Source organism: Janthinobacterium sp. C22 (assembly GCF_057919405.1).
This window is the reverse complement of record NZ_CP193659.1, coordinates 2,476,903-2,497,913: the sequence shown is the minus strand read 5'-3', so window position 1 is coordinate 2,497,913 and position 21,011 is coordinate 2,476,903. Positions and strand designations below refer to the sequence as shown.

General features: G+C 66.7%; 13 protein-coding genes and 2 pseudogenes. 8 read left to right on the top strand and 7 right to left on the bottom strand.

Annotated features, from left to right (window positions below; translation table 11 throughout):
- Positions 1 to 256: 256 nt before the first annotated feature.
- On the top strand, positions 257 to 490 hold the full coding sequence (locus tag ACRHIG_RS11500) for a DUF3563 family protein (protein WP_080698581.1): 234 nt from the start codon (positions 257 to 259) through the stop codon (positions 488 to 490).
- A gap of 111 nt (positions 491 to 601) precedes the next feature.
- Positions 602 to 1,129 carry an NADPH-dependent FMN reductase gene (locus tag ACRHIG_RS11495; RefSeq protein ID WP_489630238.1) on the top strand — a complete coding sequence of 176 codons (528 nt, stop codon included), beginning with the start codon at positions 602 to 604 and terminating at the stop codon, positions 1,127 to 1,129.
- Positions 1,130 to 1,187: 58 nt separating this feature from the next.
- On the opposite strand, the gene ACRHIG_RS11490 is transcribed toward ACRHIG_RS11495, so the two are convergent.
- The 4 genes and pseudogenes from ACRHIG_RS11490 to ACRHIG_RS11475 form a co-directional block, all read right to left on the bottom strand.
- Positions 1,188 to 2,894: a lactate permease LctP family transporter gene (locus ACRHIG_RS11490; protein ID WP_489630237.1), complete on the bottom strand. Its 1,707-nt coding sequence runs from the start codon at positions 2,892 to 2,894 to the stop codon at positions 1,188 to 1,190.
- 93 nt (positions 2,895 to 2,987) lie between these two features.
- Positions 2,988 to 4,432, bottom strand: a pseudogene (locus tag ACRHIG_RS11485) (LutB/LldF family L-lactate oxidation iron-sulfur protein).
- The gene (locus ACRHIG_RS11480; protein ID WP_489630236.1) at positions 4,429 to 5,145 is read right to left on the bottom strand and encodes a LutC/YkgG family protein; all 717 of its coding nucleotides are present in this window, start codon (positions 5,143 to 5,145) and stop codon (positions 4,429 to 4,431) included. Before ACRHIG_RS11480 ends, ACRHIG_RS11485 begins: the two are co-directional and overlap by 4 nt.
- Entirely contained in the window at positions 5,142 to 5,939 is a 798-nt protein-coding gene (locus ACRHIG_RS11475; protein ID WP_489630235.1) for a (Fe-S)-binding protein, read from the bottom strand. Before ACRHIG_RS11475 ends, ACRHIG_RS11480 begins: the two co-directional genes overlap by 4 nt.
- A 141-nt stretch (positions 5,940 to 6,080) precedes the next feature.
- Between ACRHIG_RS11475 and ACRHIG_RS11470 the strand changes: the two genes are divergently transcribed.
- The 6 genes from ACRHIG_RS11470 to ACRHIG_RS11445 all read left to right on the top strand — a co-directional run bounded on the left by ACRHIG_RS11470 (position 6,081) and on the right by ACRHIG_RS11445 (position 12,481).
- A complete protein-coding gene (locus tag ACRHIG_RS11470) occupies positions 6,081 to 6,794 on the top strand; it encodes a FadR/GntR family transcriptional regulator (protein WP_489630234.1) in 714 nt (237 codons plus the stop codon).
- Positions 6,795 to 6,875: 81 nt separating this feature from the next.
- Positions 6,876 to 7,289 (top strand): hypothetical protein, encoded by a 414-nt coding sequence (locus ACRHIG_RS11465; protein WP_489630233.1) that lies wholly within the window; start codon positions 6,876 to 6,878, stop codon positions 7,287 to 7,289.
- 285 nt (positions 7,290 to 7,574) lie between these two features.
- Positions 7,575 to 8,333, top strand: coding sequence for a TorF family putative porin (locus ACRHIG_RS11460; protein WP_489630232.1), 759 nt, complete (start codon positions 7,575 to 7,577; stop codon positions 8,331 to 8,333).
- Positions 8,334 to 8,390: 57 nt separating this feature from the next.
- On the top strand, positions 8,391 to 10,478 hold the full coding sequence (locus tag ACRHIG_RS11455; RefSeq protein WP_489630231.1) for a methyl-accepting chemotaxis protein: 2,088 nt from the start codon (positions 8,391 to 8,393) through the stop codon (positions 10,476 to 10,478).
- Positions 10,479 to 10,647: 169 nt separating this feature from the next.
- Positions 10,648 to 11,259 carry a hypothetical protein gene (locus tag ACRHIG_RS11450; RefSeq protein WP_489630230.1) on the top strand — a complete coding sequence of 204 codons (612 nt, stop codon included), beginning with the start codon at positions 10,648 to 10,650 and terminating at the stop codon, positions 11,257 to 11,259.
- A 127-nt stretch (positions 11,260 to 11,386) separates the two neighbouring features.
- Positions 11,387 to 12,481 carry an acyl-CoA dehydrogenase family protein gene (locus ACRHIG_RS11445; RefSeq protein WP_489630229.1) on the top strand — a complete coding sequence of 365 codons (1,095 nt, stop codon included), beginning with the start codon at positions 11,387 to 11,389 and terminating at the stop codon, positions 12,479 to 12,481.
- Between the two features lie 12 nt (positions 12,482 to 12,493).
- On the opposite strand, the gene ACRHIG_RS11440 is transcribed toward ACRHIG_RS11445, so the two are convergent.
- From ACRHIG_RS11440 to ACRHIG_RS11430, 3 genes and pseudogenes are all read right to left on the bottom strand, one after another.
- A complete protein-coding gene (locus ACRHIG_RS11440; RefSeq protein WP_489630228.1) occupies positions 12,494 to 13,192 on the bottom strand; it encodes an autotransporter domain-containing protein in 699 nt (232 codons plus the stop codon).
- A gap of 1,094 nt (positions 13,193 to 14,286) precedes the next feature.
- Positions 14,287 to 15,813, bottom strand: a pseudogene (locus tag ACRHIG_RS11435) (putative Ig domain-containing protein); the annotation flags it as partial.
- The gene (locus ACRHIG_RS11430) at positions 15,720 to 20,936 is read right to left on the bottom strand and encodes a beta strand repeat-containing protein (protein ID WP_489630227.1); all 5,217 of its coding nucleotides are present in this window, start codon (positions 20,934 to 20,936) and stop codon (positions 15,720 to 15,722) included. The gene ACRHIG_RS11430 and the pseudogene ACRHIG_RS11435, both read right to left, overlap by 94 nt.
- Positions 20,937 to 21,011: the final 75 nt, after the last annotated feature.

The following is a 21,011-nucleotide window of genomic DNA, read 5'->3' as shown; positions in this document are numbered from 1 at the left end:
TCAGAATGATGTCTTGTGGGCGCGGCACGCCTGCGGGCTGCGTCTGAAAACAACATCCGGGATAAAACAGTCTTGTAGTAAAACTACGATACTTGGCCGGCATTATGCCTTAAAGCCCCGTATTGCGCAGCTTTCCCGCCTGTTATTTCAAAATTGAATAGCTGACATTTGAAATCAAAAGTAGCCTTATAACTTGGAATCGCTATACTTATATTGCAGTGCAGCACAACGCGGCACGCCACATAAGGAGTCTGCCATGTCTACCGCATTTACCTACCACACCACGCAAAACAGCAATATCGTCGCCACCCTGGTCCACGCCGCAAAACGCGTCGGCGCCTGGCTGAACCAAAGCAGCGACCGCCGCGAGCGCGCCTACGAAGAAGCCTACCTGGCCGAATCGACCGACCGTTACGATCTGGAATACCGCATGCGCGAACTGGCCCGTGCCAACCCGCAGCCAAGCTGGATGAGCGGCCTGAGCCGTTAAGAGTGCCGCAGTATCCAGCCACTCATGGCAGCCCATCATCGGCTGTTGCAACACCGATAGCGCCATCCTGCTCGCCTTGCGCTTGAGCACAGGATGGGCTATACAGGCGGGATGCAAACGCCCATTACCATCCTCGCCATCGCCGGCAGCCTGCGCACCGCCTCGCTGAACACCGCCCTGCTGCGCGCCATTGCCGGACTTGCTCCAGCGTCATTCGACGTCCGCATCTATCCGGGACTCGGTGAACTGCCCCTGTTCAATCCCGACCTCGACGCCGACAGCCTGCCGCCCGTGACGGACCTGCGCGACGCCATCCTGGCGGCCGACGTGCTGATGCTGGCCAGCCCCGAGTACGCGCACGGAGTGAGCGGGCCCATGAAGAATGCGCTGGACTGGATGGTGGGAAATGAGTCGTTCATCGACAAGCCGCTGGTGCTGCTGAACGCCTCGCCGCGCGCCACGCACGCACAGGCGGCCCTGCGCGAAACGGTGCGCACCATGTCGGCGCGCCTGATCGACGAGGCCTGCATCAGCCTGCCCCTGCTGGGGTCGGGTCTCGATGCGGAGGGCATTGCAGCGGACCCGGCATTGCGCCGGACCCTGCTCGCTATGCTGCAGTGCATCAGGTCATTTTCATGACCCTCTGCACGTTTTACTATCAATTCATCTAGTTTTACTACGTACTTCTACGGACCGCTCAGTGCGGAATCATGCCGGTGAACACGTAGGCTTGCAGCATGGTGATGATGCCGATGATCACGGCAAACAACAGGCTGTGCTTCAAGGTGAAGCGGAACAGGTCCGATTCCTTGCCCACCAGGCCCGTTGCCGCGCAGGCGACGGCGATCGACTGGGGCGAGATCATCTTCGCCGTCACGCCGCCCGTCGTATTGGCCGCCACCATCAGGGTGTCGGACACGCCGATCTGGTGCGCCGTCGTGTTTTGCAGGGAGCAGAACAAGGCGTTCGACGACGTGTCGGAGCCCGTCAGGAAAACGCCCAGCCAGCCCAGGAAGGGCGAAAAGAACGGGAAGGCAGCGCCGCTGCCGGCCAGCAGCAGGGCCAGCGTGGACGACATGCCCGAGTAATTGGCAACGAAGGCAAACGCCAGCACCAGGCCGATCGACAGCACGGGACGGCGCAATTCCACCACGGTTTCCACGAACGCCTTCCAGCCATCGCGCGGCTTCATGCGCAGCATCAGCATCGACAGCACGGCCGTCAGCAAGATCGCCGTACCCACGGCCGACAGCAGATCGAGCTTGAACACGGCGTCATACGCCTTCGGCTCTGCCACGATGGGCATCGTCTTCATCACCAGTTTATCGAGGTAGGGCACATGGATCTTGATGACCAGGCCAGACAGCGCGCCGCTGGCGGCAAACAGGGCCTTGAAGCCGGGCAGGCTCCACACGGTGACGATGGCCGTCAACAGGCCGAACGGCGCCCAGGCGCGCATGGTCTGCGCCGTCGTGTAAGGCGAAGCGGCGCGGTTGCCGCCGCCGCGCAGGTCCGCGGCGCCGCCCGCGCCGCCAAAACCGGACAGCGCGGCCGTGCCGCCGCCGACGGCATGCGCCACTTTTGCATTCTTCGGCTGCCACACCTTCAGGAACAGGGTCAGCGACACCAGGCTGACGAGGGCCGAGGTGATGTCCGGCAGTTCAGGGCCGATATGGTTCGACGTGAAGTACTGGGTCACGGCAAAACTGAAACCCGTCACCAGGGCGGCCGGCCACACTTCGCGCACGCCGCGCAAACCATCCATCATGAAGACCAGCCAGAACGGCACCAGCAGCGACAGCAGCGGCAACTGGCGGCCAGCCATGGCGCCGATCAGGAAGGGGTCGATGCCCGTCACCTGGCCCGCCACGATGATGGGAATGCCCATGGCGCCGAAGGCCACTGGCGCCGTATTGGCGATCAGGCACAGGCCCGCCGCGTACAGCGGGTTGAAGCCCAGGCCTACCAGCAGCGCCGAGGTGATGGCCACCGGCGCGCCGAAGCCGGCCGCCCCTTCCAGGAAGGCGCCGAAGGCAAAGCCGATCAAGAGCACCTGCAAACGCTGGTCGTCCGTCACCGACAGCACGGAGGCGCGGATGATCTCGATCTGCCCCGTCTTCACGACGATCTTGTACAGGAAGACGGCCGTGACGATGATCCAGGCGATGGGCCACAGGCCATACGCAAAACCGTAGCCGGCCGCCGCGAGCGCCTGCGGCACGGGCATGCCGTAGGCGAAAATCGCCACCATCAGCGCCAGCGCCAGGGTGACGGCGGCCGCCACGTGACCCTTGATGCGCAGCGCCGCCAGGGCGATGAAGAAGAAAATGATGGGAACGGCTGCCGCCAGCGACGACAGCCACAAGCTGCCGAGCGGTGTATAAAGTTGGGTCCAGGTTTGCATGTCGGGTCTCCTCCGGTGGATGCGGGTTGAATGAAAAAACGGCTTTTGATGTAATTGTGTGCAGCGTGTTTTTTGCGGTGTGGCGGGGCGTCGCTATTCTTCCTGCCCCCGTGCATTGAGCAGGTCGGCCAGGCTGCGCGGCGCCGGTGTCAAGGGCTTGCGGTGCTGCGTCCAGCCCAGCTGCGCGCGCGGCGTCAGCATCCGCAAGCGCGTGGCGGCCCAGCGGAACAAGCGGTAGCTGGCGGGGCGCGCGAAGGCGCCGCTCCAGAAGCGCCAGATCAGGCTTTCGCCGCGGCTGAACTTGGCCCCCTGACCGCGCAGCGGATGCGCCACCTGCTCTACCGGATTGCGGTTGGCCTCCGTGCGCAGGCGCACCAGCAGCTGCGGAATCGGGATGCGCACGGGGCACACTTCGCCGCAGGCGCCGCACAGGCTCGACGCGGTGGCCAGGTCGGCCGTCGCGTCCAGCCCCAGCAGATGGGGCGAAATGATCTTGCCGATCGGCCCCGGATACGTGGTGCCGTAGGCGTGGCCGCCGATGCGCGTGTAGACGGGGCAGTGGTTCATGCAGGCTCCGCAACGGATGCATTGCAGGGTGGCGCGCAGCTGCTCGTCGGCATAGGCCTGGCTGCGGCCGTTATCGAGCAGAACCAGGTGCACTTCGCGCGGGCCATCCAGTTCACCGGCGCGGCGCGGGGCGGAAATCAGGTTGAAATACGTGGTGATGGCCTGCCCCGTCGCGGAGCGCGTCAACAGACTCGCCAGCGGCACGATATGTTCCAGCTTGGCCACCACCTTTTCCATGCCCATGATGGCGATGTGGACCTCCGGCACGGACGTCGTCAGCCGGCCATTGCCCTCGTTTTCCACCAGCCACAGCGTGCCCGTGTCGGCCGCCGCGAAGTTCACGCCCGACAGGCCGATATCCGCCTCGACGAAGGCCTGGCGCAGGGCGCGCCGCCCCGTCTGGATCAGGCTGTCGACGTCTTCCGTGTAGGGCGCGTCGGGAATGTGCTCGGAGAACAGGCCGGCGATGTCCGCCTTGGTCTTGTGGATGGCCGGCATGACGATGTGCGACGGCTTTTCGCCTGCCAGTTGGACGATGTATTCGCCCATGTCCGATTCCAGGCAGCGCATGCCGCGCGCTTCCAGGTAGTGATTGAGCTCGATTTCCTCGCTGGCCATCGACTTGCCCTTGATGAAGCGCGTCGCCCGGGCCTTTTGCGCGATGGCGTGGATGATGGCGTTGGCCTGTTCGCCGTCCTCGGCCCAGTGCACCTGCACCCCGGCCGCCGTCAGTCTGTCTTCCAGCTGCACCAGCAAATCGGGCAGGCGCGCCAGCGCGTGCCGGCGCACGGCCTCGCCGATGTCGCGCAGGCGTTCCAGCTCGTCGCCATCGGGGAATTGCGCCGTGCGCTTGTCCTGTAAAAATCCATGGCGCCGCGAAAGCTCTGGCGCAGTTTCGGGTCGTCCAGCGCGGCGCGGGCGCGCGCATGGAAATCGGCCGGTTTGACGAATTGCAAGGGCTTGGCGTTCATGGCTGGCCTCCTTCATGGGCTGGCAAGTCATCGACGATCAGCACCCACAGCCAGCGCGGGCCGTGCGCGCCATACGCGAGGGTTTGCTGGATATCCGACGTTTTCGAGGGGCCCGACACCAGCACCAGGTTCGACGGCATGCCGTCCATCCAGCGCTCGGCGCGCGCCGCCGCGTGCAAGTCCACGTGCAGGCTGCTCGCATACACGAGGCAGACGTGCAGCGGAGGCGCCAAGGACACCGTGCGCGGCGTCGCCGCGTCGGGCGCGATGACCAGGGTACCGGTGGCGGCGATGCCGGAACGGGCGACGGTCAACCCAGCATCGACGGTGTCGAACAGTTCGCGCTTCCATTGCACCAGCGGACGGTCAAAGGACAGCGCTTCCACGCCCTGCGGCAAGGCGGCGCGCAAGGCCCGCCCTTCGGCGCTGCCGGTATCGAGCAGCAAACGGCGCACGCCGTGTTCACCGAGGCGCTGCGCCAGCAGGGCCGGCCAGGCATCGCCACGCACGCAGTCGACCTGCGCATGCGCGGCGCGCAAGGCTGCCTGCATGGCGGCTATCCTGTGACGCGGCGACAAGGGCGCTGCGGCGCGGCGCGCCTGGTAGTGATTGTCGATGGCCGTATCGATGGCACCCACCGCTTCGGGCGCCGAGGGCGCGGCGGCGCGCAGGCGTCCCAGCATGCGTTCGCGGGCAGTCAATGCCGTACTCATGGCGCGCCTCCCGTGCGGCGCCACAGAAAGCTGGCCAGGTGCTCGACGGGCAGCGGCGCGCCCTGGTGCTGGGCGGCGTGGCCGATATTGAGCAGGCAGCCGCAATCGGCCGAGACGAGCCGGTCGCAGCCCGTGGCGCAGGCCGAGGCGATCTTGTCGCTGACCATGGCGCCGGAAATGTCCGGATGTTTTAGTGAAAACGTGCCGCCAAAGCCGCAGCATTCCGATTCGCGCTGGTGTTCGATACGCGTCACGCCGGGCAAGGCGTCGAGCAGCGCCACGCCGTGGGTGCGCGTGCCCATTTCGCGGCGCGCGCCGCACGAGGTGTGCAGCACCACGTTTTCATCGGCCTGCCCGGGGTTGGCCAGGGCCAGGCCGGCCAGGTCGAGCCGCAGCACGCAGACGAGAAATTCGCTCAGTTCATACACGCGTCCGGCCAGTTCGGCCGCCTTGGGGCCGGCCACGGGATCGTCGTGGAACAGCTGCGGCCAGTGGTGGCGCATCATGCCGGCGCAGGAGCCGGACGGCACGATCACGGGCCAGGGCTGCGCAAACAGGTCCAGCTGGGCGCGGGCCACGGCGCGCGCCTGTTCCGGGTTGCCGCTGCTGTAGGCGGGCTGGCCGCAGCAGCTCTGGCCGCGCGGATAATGCACCAGCAAGCCTTCCCGCTCCAGCAGGCGCACCGCGTCGAGCCCCGCCTGCGGCACGAACAGGTCGACCAGGCAGGTGGCGAACAGGTACACCTCGTGTGGTGATGGCGGATAGTGACGCGGCTGGCGCGGGTCTGGCTGCATGAGTGTGTCTCCCCCGGCGCTCTGTGTGTTGCTGCGGCGCCGCTGTGTGTTGTTAAGAATGACCGGTTCACGCATAATTCCAGCTTCCGCAAGCCACTTCAAATTGCTCGGACCACTTTAAAACAACACCGGAAGACAGTGATGGCGACAGGCATGCAGACGCGGGGCAGGGTCGAGATGACGATGCGCAGGCTGGAGACGGCCCTGCTGGACGGCAGCTTGCCGGCGGGCGCGCAATTGCCGGCCGAGCGCCTGCTGGCGCTGCAATATGGGGTCTCGCGCAACACCGTGCGCGAAGCGGTGCAGCGGCTGGCGGCGCGCGGCCTGGTGCGCAGCCGGCGCGGCGCCGGCGTGTTCGTGACGGATCAATTGCGCACCGGCATGGCGTCGCCGTGGAGCCAGCTGGTGGCCGACCACCCCGCCCTGCGCGACGACATCCTGGAATTTCGCCGCGTACTGGAAGGGGCGACGGCCTACTTTGCGGCGCAGCGGGCCAGCGGCGACGAGCGCGCACAGATCATGGCGCTGCTGGCCGAACTGGAACAGGCGCGCGCCAGCGACGACAAGCACGGCGAGGCGCAGGCCGACGCGCGGCTGCATGAAGTCATCGCGCAGGCGTCGCACAACACCATGTTTCTGCACTTGCACACCAGCATCATCGGCATGCTGCGCGAACACATCACCATCAACGGCACGGGCTTGCGCCAGCAGGACGACGCCACCTCGCTGCAGCTGCTGTCGCAGCACCGCACCCTGTGCGTCGCCATCTGCGCCAGCCAGCCCGAGGAAGCGCGCACGGCCATGCAAAGCCACATCGATTTCGTGCGCACGCGCGTCACCGGCGATGACGACTGAGGCCACTGGTAGGACCAGTCTACGGCCACAGCAGCGGCGAAAGCTGCTAACATCGCGCGCCGCCAACTGATCCGTCCTGCCATGACCGTCCTCGCCCACACCCATCCGCTGGTGCTCCAGCTGGAAAACGACTTGCTGCCCCTGTTCCGCGCCGCCCTGCCCCCACTCGCGGCCGCCGCGCCACGGGCGCTCGCCTCCGTGTTCGCCTTTTCCAGCGGCACGGCCAGCGCCTTCCAGGATTATCATTTCGGCATTTCCTGCCTGCTCGAAGACGTGCCAGACGATGCCCCGGAAGAAGTCGCCCTGCTGGTCAGCGTCACGGGACTCGACGCCCTCGCCAGGCTCAGCGCACAGGTCGTCTGGGGCCAGCCATCGGGCCGGGTGGAAACGCAGGCCGAACTGGCGGCGAGCGACCTGCCGGCCTTGCATGCGGCCCTGCCCGGCTTGCTGGCCAGCCTGCAAGAGGCAGCCAGCCGTGGCGGACCGGGAATGTAACAAGCGCATGTGACAGGCGCATGAAAAAGTGCCAGGAAACAACAACTTACGCTTTCCGCAGCGCAACTTTATTGACTTCCACTAGTCCCAGCCCCTATCCTTTCAGTTACGTTTGGTGAGAATGTCTGACTGCTCCTGCGAGCATGCGGACAAGCCGCCTCGCCTCTGCAAAAGTCCATTCCGCATTTTTATTGCAACCATCAGGGCAACGCGCCTGGACGGCCGCTGCCAGCAAATACGGAGCTGACTGCCATGCCATCGCACCACCATTTTCCTGGAATATCCTTGCTGGGCTGCCTCTTCCTGCTGGCCGCCCTGCCCGTGCAGGCGCAGACCGCGGACAGCCCTGCCGCCAGCGTCACCGCCAATGCCAGCCTCGCCTCGCAATACATTTCGCGCGGCTTTCGCCAGACCTGGGGCAAGCCCGCGCTGCAGGCGGGGGCCGACTACGCGCACCCGAGCGGCTGGTCGCTCGGCACCTGGGCTTCCACCGTCAGCGACCGCTACATTCAGGATGCCACGGTCGAATGGGACTTGTACGGCGGCTACGGCGGCACGGTGGGCGAACTGGGCTACAGCGTGCTCGCGTATTACTACAAGTATCCGGGCGCCGTCTACCGCGCCACAGGCGTCAAGTACGACTATGGCGAACTGTCGCTGGGCCTCAGCTACAAGATGCTGTACGCCAAGTACAACCATACCGTCACGCGCGACTTCTTCGGCATCACGCATGCGCGCGGCACGGGCTACCTGGACGTGGGCGCGAATGTCGACCTGGGCAATGCCTGGACCTTGAACCTGCACGCCGGCAATGGCCGCGTGGCGGGCACGGGCAATGCCATCTGGAACTGGCGTGACGCCAAGGTGGGCGTCACCCGCGCCTTCGACGGCGGCTGGAGCGCCAGCGCGGCCTTGACGCGCGCCTGGGGCGCCACCGATGCCTACGACCACTACACCTTGGGCATCCCGAATGCGGCCGGCCAGTTCGACACCTCGAATCCCGCCGCGGCCACGCTGGTCGTGGCCATCAGCAAGACGTTCTAGGCGCGCCACCCGCGACGCCCACGACACCGATACCCCTCCCCATCAAGGAACAGCATCATGCAACTCTCACTGAACAGTAAAATCTGCGTCGCCGCCACCGCGCTCGCCGTCCTCAGCCTGGGCGTCACGGCGGCCGTGATCGGCTACAAGAGCAGCGCCAGCGCAGAAGCGGCCGCGCTGGACCTGGCGCGCACGTCGGCGCGCGAAGTGGCGGGAGCGCTGCAGGCGCGCATCGCCAGCAACCTGTCCAGCGTTTCCAGCCTGGCCGGCGCCATGCGCGGCACCAGGAGCGCCAGCCTGCCCCTGCAGCGCGAGCAGATCAACGAACTGACCAAAGCCACCCTGACCAGCTCGGAAGACTTGCTGGGCGCGGCCGTGACCTGGGAGCCGAACGCGCTCGACGGCAAGGATGCGGATTTCGCCAACCAGAAGCCGTACTACGACGCCAGCGGCCGCTTCATGCCCTACTGGACGCGGGGCGCCGGCGGCAAGCTGCAAGTGGAACCCATCGTCTTCGACCCGAAACCGGGCGCCAACGACTGGTATGACGTGCCCAAGCGCACGGGCAAGACCTACTTTACGGAACCGTACATCTACCCCGTCGACGGCAAGAATGTGCTGATGGCCTCGCTGGTGGCGCCCATCATGATCGACGGCGGCTTCAAGGGCACGGCCAGCGCCGACTTCATGCTCACGCGCCTGGCGACAATCCTGGCCGGCCTGAAGGTGATCGAGGGCGGCAAGCTGGCCCTGATCTCGAACGGCGGCCTGTACGCCAGCCATCCCGTGCCCGAGCGGCTGGGCAAGAAGGCCGACGACGTGCCGGCCGCCGGCCTGGAAAAGGTGCGCCAGGGCCAGCCGTACGAATATGAAGACGGCCAGGGCTACATCCATTTGCTGCAGCCGCTGCAGATCCACCCCGATATCGCGCCGTGGAGCGTGGAATTGAATTTCCCGAAAAGCGTGGCGACGGCCTCGGCGCGCGACCTGATGATCTACACGCTGATCGTCGCCCTGCTGTGCGCGGCGGCCACGGCCGGCATTTTGATCCTCGTCGTCAACCAGCTGACGCGCCCCCTGCGCACTCTGGGCCGCACCATGACGGACCTGTCCAGCGGCGACGCCGACCTGCGCGTCAAGCTCGAAGTCAAGGGCACCGACGAGCTGGCCGTGATCGGCAAGGGCTTCAACGCCTTCGTGGAAAAGATCCACGCCGTGCTGCTGCAAGTGCAGGCCAGCGCCGACAACGTGGCCCGTGCCAGCGCGGAAATTGCGCAAGGCAATAACGACCTGTCGGCCCGCACGGAACAGCAAGCCAGTTCGCTGGAAGAAACGGCCGCTTCGGTGGAAGAATTGACGGGCACCGTCAAGGAAAACGCCGACCATGCGCGCCAGGCGAATCAGCTGGCCGCATCCGCGTCGAGCGTGGCGCAAAAGAGCGGCGAAGTGGTCGGCAAGGTGATCGAGACGATGACGTCGATCAATGACTCGTCGAACAAGATCGTCGACATCATCAGCGTCATCGACGGCATCGCCTTCCAGACGAATATCCTGGCCCTGAACGCGGCCGTGGAAGCGGCGCGCGCGGGCGAACAGGGCCGCGGTTTCGCCGTGGTGGCCACGGAAGTGCGCAACCTGGCGCAGCGCTCGGCGGCGGCCGCCAAGGAAATCAAGCTGCTGATCGACGATTCGGTGGGCAAGGTGGCGGCTGGCAGCAAGCTCGTCGATGAAGCGGGCGCCACCATGGAACAGGTGGTCGACAGCGTGCGCAAGGTGACCGCCATCATGGCCGACATCAGCGTCGCCACCACCGAGCAAAGCGACGGCATCGCCCAGGTCAACCAGGCGCTGGCGCAGATGGATGGCGTGACGCAGCAGAACGCGGCCCTCGTCGAGGAAGCGGCTGCCGCCGCCGAAAGCCTGCAAGACCAGGCCAGCCACCTGGCCGAGGTGGTCAGCGTGTTCAAGCTGGGCGCGCAAACGCAGCAACAAGTGACCGCGGCGCCAGTGGCGGCAGTCGCGCCGCGCACGCCACCCGTCATCAAGGCGCCGGCGCCAGGCAAGCGCCTCGCTGCGGCCAAACCGGCGCCAGCAGAAAGAACGCAGGCCAAGGCGCCAGCCGGGGACGACTGGGAAGAGTTTTAAGCCTGCCATCCCGGGCGACAGCCGGTGCCGGAGCGTGGCGCCGGCCTGCGCACTGATGTTGATCCAAATCAAGTCACCAATACATTCGGTGAGAATTGCCCCTTATCCATCCTTTTATACTGTTGCCGCGCCTACGGCACGCATGCTTGCCGAAATAAAAGGATGGGGCATGAAAAAAATCGTGGCAGTCTTCTTGACATCAAGCACCGCACTGCTGACTGGCTGCGGCGGTGGCGGCGGCAGTGGCGATGCAGGCAATATCAATGCCGGCTCGACACTGGCCTCCTACGTCGGCACCTGGCAAGCGCCATGCGACGAACATGAACGCGAGACCATGGTCATCGCGGCCAAGGCCGATGGCAGCGGCGCGATGGAACTGACCTCCACCACCGAAACCTATCTCAAGACGGGCTGCAGCGGCACCTTGCTGGGCACGGAAACCATGAGCGCGAAAATCACGGCGACACCCGATGGCGTGGCTGACGTTCTCGCCAAGCTGACGGAAAACGGTAGCGCGAGCAACGTGCGCATCGACAAGCTGAACCTGTCCATCCCCGCCTATAGCTTCAGCGTCGCGGGACCTGGCGTGCAATACGTGAAGAAAGATGGCAAGCAGCAATGGTGCATCGACTATGAAGGCGGCTCCACCTGCCTGCTCGATGAAGGCATGCGCCCGGCGCAAACCATCAAGGGCGGCATCTTCTTGCGCGACAACAACCTCTACACCTTCTCGCATAACGGCACCAGCTATGTGCCCGACATGCTGTATGTAAAAAAGTAAGCGCGCGACTTGCCGCGGGACCCATGGCCCTGCGGCTTCATGGCCCCGGGTCCGTCGGCGGGGGAGGTGTAGAATCGGACAGACATTGCAAAAGCAAAAAGCTATCCTGCTGAAAAAGGAGCTTGCCATGTCGATCGACGCTTTCTCCCTGCCGTCCAGCGCTGCGCTGGCCACCCTGCTGCAGCCGCAGGACAGCGCTTTTCTCCCCATCGAAGGCTTGCGGCGCCTGCGCGACGCGGGGCTGGACCAGTTGCCCCCGCCCGGCCACGGCGCCACCCTGTTGCGCTGGCAAATGCTGGCCGCCGTCGCCGCCATCGACCTGTCCCTGCTCAAGCTATATGAAGGCCATACGGACGCGCTCGCCATCCTGGCGGAAATCGGCGCTCCCGGCGTGCCGGCCGGCAGCCTGTGGGGCGTCTGGAGCGCGGACCTGCCGGGGGCGCGCGTGCGGTTGCGGCAGATGGCCGATGGCCGCCATGTGCTCGACGGGCGCAAGGCCTGGTGTTCCGGGGCGAAGGGACTCAGCCATGCCTTGATCAGCTGCTGGAACGACGATCGCCAAGCCTGCCTCGCCTGCGTCGCCCTGTCGCAGCCGGGCGTGCACGTCACGGACGAAGGCTGGCAAGCCGTCGGCATGGCCGCCTGCGCCAGCGTCGACGTGACCTTTTCCGCCGCGCGCGCCTTTCCCGTGGGCGCGCCGGGTGCCTATCCGGCCCGCCCCGGCTTCTGGCATGGCGCCACCGGGATCGCGGCCGCCTGGTATGGCGCCGCCTGCGCCATCGCCGGCCACCTGCATGCGCGCGCGCAGCACGCCGCCCCCGATGCAGTCCGCCTGGCGCAACTGGGCCAGATCGACTGCGCGCTGCGCGCCGTGGCCGCCCTGCTGCGCGAGGGTGCCGCCGAGATCGACCGGTGCCCGCATAGCGATGCGATGGCCCTGGCGCTGCGCCTGCGCCTGGCAACGGAAGACGCGGCCACGCTGGTGCTGCACCTGGCCACGCGCGCGCTGGGGGCCGGCCCCTGTGCCGCGACGCCCACTTCGCGCGCCTGGCGGCCGACCTGCCCGTGTTCCTGCGCCAGAGCCATGCCGAACGCGACCAGGCCGTGCTGGGCGGCATCGTCGCCGGCGCGGAAGAACATCCGTGGGCGTTGTGACGGCGCACCGGTAAAAAAATCGCCGGACCGGAAGTGTTTCCCGGGCCGGCGATCAGGGTTAGCCTGACTGCGTGACTGATTACTTGAGCGGCATGGCGATCCCGAACATCACCGACTGGGTACGACCGCTATCGATATTCAGATTGCTGTTGTAGTCCAGGGTGATGGTCATGCCGTTCGACAGCAGCAATTTGACGCCCAGCCCCGCCGCCCAGTTGCCCGTCTGCTGCGGCACGGTGCGGATCACGTACACGGGGCCGTCGGCCACCAGGTCGGCATATGCCAGGCGCGCATCATCGGCGCCCTGGAACTGGTGGCGGTACTCGAGCCGCGCGCGCGGGAACCACGTGCCCAGGCCGCCGACATAGATGCCCTCGGCCCGCACGCCCAGCGCGCCGATGCGCGAACGCACAGTTTGCTTGAAGTAGCTCAAGGCATTGATGCCCGCCGCCTTCTCCGTGTACGGGTCGAGCTTGGCCGACATCAGTTCCACGCGGCCATATGGCGACCACATCCAGGTGTCATGGCGCATCTCGATACCGCCCACCAGCGCGCCGAACACCTGTTTGCCGTCGCGTTCGCCCGTGGCGAAACCGCTGCCATCGGACAGGTAGCGCGAAGCGTCGTACTGCAAGGTGCCGTAGCCGAGCACGCCGTCGAGGAAGACGCCCTTGCTCGGACGCAGGCTGCCATACACGGCCGCCACGGCGCTGTCGGCCGTGCTGCGGCTGCCGTTCTGGCCCACGTCGCTGCGGTCATGGCTGAAACCGGCGCCCACGCCCAGGGTCGCCAGGTCGCTGAGGCGGTAATCGCCCCCACGCTGACGCCATTGGTGCGGAAGCGGAAGCCCGTGTCGCGGCCATTCACATAGTGCTGGCCGAAGTCGACCGCGCCGCCGAGCCACAGCGCCAGCGCCTGCTTCTGCGTGTCCGGCTTCTGCGGCATGTCCGGCAAGCCGCTGGTGGCCTGGCTCACATCCACAGGCTGCCGCTCGCTGCTGAAACCGGCGTCAGACTGGCGCAAGGCCGCCTTGCGCATGAACGGTTTCACCGCCGTGCCGAACACGCGGTCCGCTTCCTGCTCCTGCCAGCGCGCCAGCGCCGCCGTCGGGTTGCCGCTGTCGTTCGGCGGCGTCAGGCTCAGGCCAAAGTTCGAGCGTCCCCAGCCATCGCCATGCAGACTTTCCAGGCGCTGCGTGAAGTTCGACAGCTGCGCGCTGGCAAAGCGCCGCGCCGCATCGGCTTGCGCCGCCTGCAGGCCGATCACTTCCGGATCGACCGACGGGTCGCGGCGCGCCGTCACGGTGACGTTGACCACGCCCGGTTTCGAAGTGGCAAAGGCATTGCTCAGGGTGTAGCTGACGACGGCCGCGCCGGAGAACTTGCCCGACGCTGCAAAGCTCAACTGGTACGACGGCTTGCCGGCCGTGCCCGCGTCGCGCACCACCACCTTGCCCGCCTCCGCCGGCGCCACGCTCAGTACATTGGCCGCCGTGAACGGACCGCCCGTGGCGCCCGCCGTCAGGTCGACCGTCACCGTCAGGCCGGCCACCACCGTGACGCTCTGACTGACCACTTGCGGCATCGGATTGACGGTAATCGTCGATTTCACCGGCGCCGAGGTGCCGAACACGTTCGACAAGGTATAGCCGATGCTGACGTCGCCGCTGGTATTGATGCCCGGCGTGTAGACGATGTCCATGCCATTGACGACCGCCGTGCCGCTGGCAGGCGCCGTGGTGATGGCCACTGCCGTGAACGGCCCGCCCGTCGCGCCTTCCGTCGCATGCAGGGTCACCGGCGTGCCGGCCAGTACCGTCGCCGTCTTGGCGACAGGTACCGGCACCGGCTGCGGCGCCACCGTCAGGCTGAAGGTGGCAGGTGCCGATACGCCGCCGGGGCCCGTCAGCGTATAGCTGAAGCTGTCAGGACCGAAGTAATCCTTGTTCGGCGTATAGGTGACGATGAAGCGGCTGACAGCAGGGGCTGCTACTGCTGCTGCGACGCCGCGTGCCATGCTTGCCATGCGCGCCGACGAAACGATATCGACCCGCCCATGGCTGGGCGGCGTGACGATGGTGACTGCCGTGATGGGACTGCCGTCGGCCGCATCAATGGTCAGACTCACCTCCTGGTTGGCCGAAGTCGTCCCCGACTCATTGACCACGGGCGGCGGCGCCTGGTTCACCAGCAAGGTCAGCGCTTGCTGCACCGTGAACTGGTGCGCATCCTTCGCTTGCACGGTGAAGCTGAAGCTGCCGAACGCGGTCGGTGTGCCGCTCAGCACGCCACTGGCGGCATCGAGCACGAGGCCGGCCGGCAAGGCGCCGCTGCTCACCGCATACGCATACGGCGCGACGCCGCCGGCCGCCGTGAATGGCTGGCTGTAGGCATCGCCGGCGCGGATGGCGGCCAGGCTGGACGGTGTCAGGCTCAAGGCGGGTGCCGCCACGGCCAGCGTGTAGCTGTTGCTGGCGCTGAACGGCGCCCCCACGCCCGTGCTGCTGTCCGTCACCTTGATGCCGAACGTGAAACTGCCCGCCACATTCGTCGTGCCGGACAGCACGCCGGTGGACGCATTCAGGCTCAGGCCAGCTGGCAAGGTACCAACCACGGCATAGCTGTAGGGCGCCGTGCCGCCCGTCCCCGTCACTGTCGTGCTGTAGGCGGCTTCCGCGACCGGATTGGGCAGGCTGGCCGGCGTCAGGGCGAGTGTCGCCGCAGCCACAGACAAGGTGTAGTTTTTCGTCGCCGTGAACTGACGCGTATCCGTCACTTGTACGGTCAGCGCAAAACTGCCGGCGGCCGTTGGCGTACCACTCAGCACACCGCTGGCGCTCAGCGCCATGCCGGCTGGCGCGGTACCGGAGACCGCAAACGCGTATGGTCCAATACCGCCATTGGCCGTCAGTTGCTGGCTGTAGGCGGTACCAACTGTCGCGGCAGGCAAACTGGCTGGCGTGATGTTCATCGCGGATGTCACCGTCAAGGTATAACTTTGCGATGCCTGGGCGTTCACGCCAGCCACTGCGGCCTGCGTCGCGATAATGGTGCTGGTGCCAGCGGCAACGGGGGTGATAACGCCAGCGCCGCTGACGGTAGCCACACCAGCATTCGAACTGGTATAGCTGATGGCGCCATAGCTGCCGCCCGCGAGACTGGACGTGGCCGCATTGGTCAAGCTATTCCCCAATGGAACGGCTGCCGCAGTCGGTGTGGCAAACGTGATGACGCCAGTCGGGATATACGTAAATTGATCCGCCGCATTGCTGGCACTGGTGCCGCCAACCGTGGTGACCTTCACCTCTACCACTCCCAGGCTGCCAGATGGACTGGTGGCCGTGATTTGCGTAGCGCTGGTGACGGTAAAGCTGGTGGCATTGACGCTGCCGAATCGCACCGCCGTGGCGCCGGTAAAGCCCGTGCCGGTGACGACCACGCTGGTGCCCCCGTGGCCGGACCTGACGTCGGCGACAAGCCCGTGACCGCCGGTGCCGCTACGTAGGTGAACTGGTCGCCGGCATTGGTGGCGCTGACGCCGCCTGCCGTGGTGACGCGCACGTCCACCGTGCCGGCGCTGCCGGCCGGCGCCGTCGCCGTGATCTGCGTGGCGCTGTTGACCGTGAAGCCCGTCGCCGCCGTGGCGCCGAAGGTCACCGCCGTGGTGCCGCTAAAGCCCGTGCCCGTGATGATGACGCTCGTGCCGCCGCCAACCGGGCCCGAGGTGGGCGAAATGCTGCTCACCGCTGGTGCCGCGACATAGCTAAATTGGTCGGCGGCGCTGGTGGCGCTGGTGCCGCCTGTCGTGGTGACGCGCACGTCCACCGTGCCCGTACCGCTTGGCGCCGTGGCCGTGATCTGCGTGGCGCTGTTGACCGTGAAGCCCGTCGCCGCCGTGCCGCCGAAGGTCACCCCCGTGGTGCCGCCAAATCCCGTGCCCGTGATGGTGACCGTGGTGCCGCCGGTTGCCGGACCGGCAGTCGGCGAAATGCTCGTCACCGCCGGGGCCGCCACATAGGTGAACTGGTCCGCCGCGCTGGTGGCGCTGGTGCCGCCTGCCGTGGTGACGCGCACGTCCACCGTGCCCGTGCCGCTTGGCGCCGTCGCCGTGATCTGCGTGGCGCTGTTGACGGTAAAGCCGCTGGCCGCCGTGGCGCCGAAGGTCACCCCCGTCGCGCCGGTAAAGCCCGCGCCGGAGATCACCACGCTGGCACCGCCCGTCGTTGGACCAGACGTGGGCGACAAGCCGCTCACCACCGGGGCGCCCACGTACGTGAATTGGTCCGCTGCAACCGTGGCGCTGGTGCCGCCAATCGTGGTCACGCGTACGTCGACCGTGCCGCTGCCGCTTGGGGCCGTGGCCGTGATCTGCGTGGCGCTGTTGACCGTGAAGCCCGTCGCCGCCGTGGCGCCGAAGGTCACGGCCGTCGTGCCGCTAAAGCCCGTGCCCGTGATGATGACGCTCGTGCCGCCGCCAACCGGGCCCGAGGTGGGCGAAATGCTGCTCACCGCTGGTGCCGCGACATAGCTAAATTGGTCCGCGGCGCTGGTGGCGCTGGTGCCGCCAATCGTGGCCACGCGCACGTCGACCGTGCCGCTGCCGGCCGGCGCCGTGGCCGTGATCTGCGTGGCGCTGTTGACCGTGAAGCCCGTCGCCGCCGTGCCGCCGAAGGTCACCGCCGTGGTGCCGCCAAATCCCGTGCCCGTGATGGTGACCGTGGTGCCGCCGGTTGCCGGACCGGCAGTCGGCGAAATGCTCGTCACCGCCGGGGCCGCCACAAAGGTGAACTGGTCCGCCGCGCTAGTGGCGCTGGTGCCCCCTGCCGTGGTGACGCGCACGTCCACCGTGCCCGTACCGCTTGGCGCCGTCGCCGTGATCTGTGTGGCGCTGTTGACCGTGAAGCCCGTCGCCGCCGTGGCGCCGAAGGTCACCGCCGTCGTGCCGCTAAAGCCCGTGCCTGTGATGATGACGCTCGTGCCGCCGCCAACCGGGCCCGAGGTGGGTGAAATGCTGCTCACCGCTGGTGCCGCGACATAGCTAAATTGGTCCGCCGCGCTGGTGGCGCTGGTGCCGCCTGCCGTGGTGACGCGCACGTCCACCGTGCCCGTACCGCTTGGCGCCGTGGCCGTGATCTGTGTGGCGCTGTTGACCGTGAAGCCCGTCGCCGCCGTGGCGCCGAAGGTCACCGCCGTGGTGCCGCTAAAGCCCGTGCCCGTGATGATGACGCTCGTGCCGCCGCCAACCGGGCCCGAGGTGGGCGAAATGCTGCTCACCGCTGGTGCCGCGACATAGCTAAATTGGTCCGCGGCGCTGGTGGCGCTGGTGCCGCCTGCCGTGGTGACGCGCACGTCCACCGTGCCCGTGCCGGCTGGCGCCGTGGCCGTGATCTGCGTGGCGCTGTTGACCGTGAAGCCCGTCGCCGCCGTGGCGCCGAAGGTCACCGCCGTCGTGCCGCTAAAGCCCGTGCCCGTGATGATGACGCTCGTGCCGCCGCCAACCGGGCCCGAGGTGGGCGAAATGCTGCTCACCGCTGGTGCCGCGACATAGCTAAATTGGTCGGCGGCGCTGGTGGCGCTGGTGCCGCCTGTCGTGGTGACGCGCACGTCCACCGTGCCCGTACCGCTTGGCGCCGTGGCCGTGATCTGCGTGGCGCTGTTGACCGTGAAGCCCGTCGCCGCCGTGGCGCCGAAGGTCACTGCCGTCGTGCCGCCAAATCCCGTGCCCGTGATGGTGACCGTGGTGCCGCCGGTTGCCGGGCCGGCAGTCGGGGAAATGCTCGTCACCGCCGGGGTCGCCACATAGGTGAACTGGTCCGCCGCGCTGGTGGCGCTGGTGCCGCCTGCCGTGGTGACGCGCACGTCCAGCGTGCCGGCAATGCCGGGTGGCGCCGTCGCCGTGATCTGCGTGGCGCCGTCGACCGTAAAGCCGCTGGCCGCCGTGCCGCCGAAGGTCACCGCCGTGGTGCCGCTAAAGCCCGTGCCCGTGATGATGACGCTCGTGCCGCCGCCAACCGGGCCCGAGGTGGGCGAAATGCTGCTCACCGCTGGTGGCGCAACATAGGTGAACTGGTCGGCCGCGCTGATGGTGCTGCTGCCGCCCGTCGTGGTGACACTTACGTCCACCGTGCCGGCAACGCCGGGTGGCGCCGTCGCCGTGATCTGCGTGGCGCTGTTGACCGTAAAGCCGCTCGCCGCCGTGCCGCCGAAGGTCACGGCCGTGGTGCCGCTAAAGCCCGTGCCCGTGATGATGACGCTCGTGCCGCCGGCAACCGGGCCGAAGGTGGGCGAAACGCTGCTCACCACAGGCTTTGCCACATAGGTAAATTGATCGGCCGCGCTGATGGTGCTGCCGCCGCCTGCCGTGGTGACGCTTATGTCCACCGTGCCGGCAACGCCGGCTGGCGCCGTCGCCGTGATCTGCGTGGCGCTGTTGACCGTAAAGCCCGTCGCCGCCGTGCCGCCGAAGGTCACCGCCGTGGTGCCGCTAAAACCCGTGCCCGTGATGATGACGCTCGTGCCGCCAGCAACCGGGCCGGAGGTGGGCGAAATGCTGCTCACCACAGGCTTTGCCACATAGGTAAATTGATCGGCCGCGCTGATGGTGCTGCTGCCGCCCGTCGTGGTGACGCTTACGTCCACAGTGCCGGCAACGCCGGCTGGCGCCGTCGCCGTGATCTGCGTGGCGCTGTTGACCGTAAAGCCCGTCGCCGCCGTGCCGCCGAAGGTCACCGCCGTGGTGCCGCTAAAACCCGTGCCCGTGATGATGACGCTCGTGCCGCCAGCAACCGGGCCGGAGGTGGGCGAAATGCTGCTCACCACAGGCTTTGCCACATAGGTAAATTGATCGGCCGCGCTGATGGTGCTGCTGCCGCCCGTCGTGGTGACGCTTACGTCCACAGTGCCGGCAACGCCGGCTGGCGCCGTCGCCGTGATCTGCGTGGCGCTGTTGACCGTAAAGCCGCTCGCCGCCGTGCCGCCGAAGGTCACGGCCGTGGTGCCGCTAAAGCCCGTGCCCGTGATGATGACGCTCGTGCCGCCGGCAACCGGGCCGAAGGTGGGCGAAACGCTGCTCACCACAGGCTTTGCCACATAGGTAAATTGATCGGCCGCGCTGATGGTGCTGCCGCCGCCTGCCGTGGTGACGCTTATGTCCACCGTGCCGGCAACGCCGGGTGGCGCCGTCGCCGTGATCTGCGTGGCGCTGTTGACCGTGAAGCCGCTCGCCGCTGTGGCGCCGAAAGTCACCGCCGTGGTGCCGCTAAAGCCCGTGCCCGTGATGGTGACCGTGGTGCCGCCGGCGGAGGGCCCAGCCGTGGGAGAAATGCTGGTGACCGTTGGCGCAGGAATATACGTGAACTGGTTCGCGGCGCCGGTGGCGCTGGTGCCCCCGGTCGCCGTAACGGTCACGTTCACGGTGCCGGCACTGCCGGCTGGCGAGGTGGCGGTGATGGTCGTGGAATTGACGACGGTGACGCTGACGCCATTGTTGGCGCCAAACTTCAGCGCCGTGACGCCCGTAAAGCCGGTACCGGTGATGGTGACGCTCGTGCCGCCGGCCGTAGGGCCGGAGGCGGGCGACACGCCGGTGATGGTTGGCGGCGGCTGGGCGTTGATCACCATCGAATAGCTTCTGGACGTGTTGTACGGCCCATTGCCGCCCGTGACATCCGTCGATTTGATCACAAAGTTATAGGTGTTGATGGCGCTGGGCGTGCCTGATAACAAACCGCTGGCCGACAAGGTCAGGCCCGGCGGCAAGGACCCCGATTCCACCACATACGTGTAGGGCGCGGTGCCGCCGGAGGTGCTCAGTTGCTGGCTGTAGGGCGTCGATATTCCGCCCGCCGTCAGCGTGGTGGGCGTGATGGACAGGGTGGGCACCGCGATCGACACCGAATAATTCTTGGTGACGGTCAGCGGCGTGCCTGATGTCGAGTCCGTCACCTTGATGGCGAACACATAGGCGCCGGTCGCCGTCACGGTGCCGGAAATCACGCCACTCGACGACACGGTGATACCTGGCGGTAAGGTGCCGGAATCCAACGCGTAGGTGTAGGGAGCCACGCCGCCGCTGGCCGACATGGCCTGGCTGTACGGCACGCCAATCACGGGCGCCGTCAAACTGCCCGGCGAAACGGTAAAAGCCGCCGCGGCAGGCAAGACGGTCACCGTAAACGTCATTGTCTGGCTATCCTCATCCAGCAGGACAAAACTGTCGGACAGCGCCCCGTCGCCATTGTTGATATAGGTCGCGATGCCGGTACCGTTATTGACAAGGCCGGTAATCGTGCCGTGCAGCGCCCCGGGGTTGTTTTCCGTCAGGCCAAAGCTGCTGCACGCTGACATATCAATCACATGGGAGCCGCCGGAGGCGACGGTAAAACTCTGATTGGCAGGACATTTTATGCTCGGCCCCGCCTGTGCCGGGCCTGCGCCGAACGCCAGCACCAGCAGGCACAGCGAAGCGAACCAGTGCACGAAACGGCCGGACACTGACGGCCCGTCAGCGGCACGGCTTGGCATGCACCCCTTGTTTCCAGAAAAAATAAAGCAAAAAAGAAAACGCCGGGCGGACGAGGATATCGTTGCTAATACGCA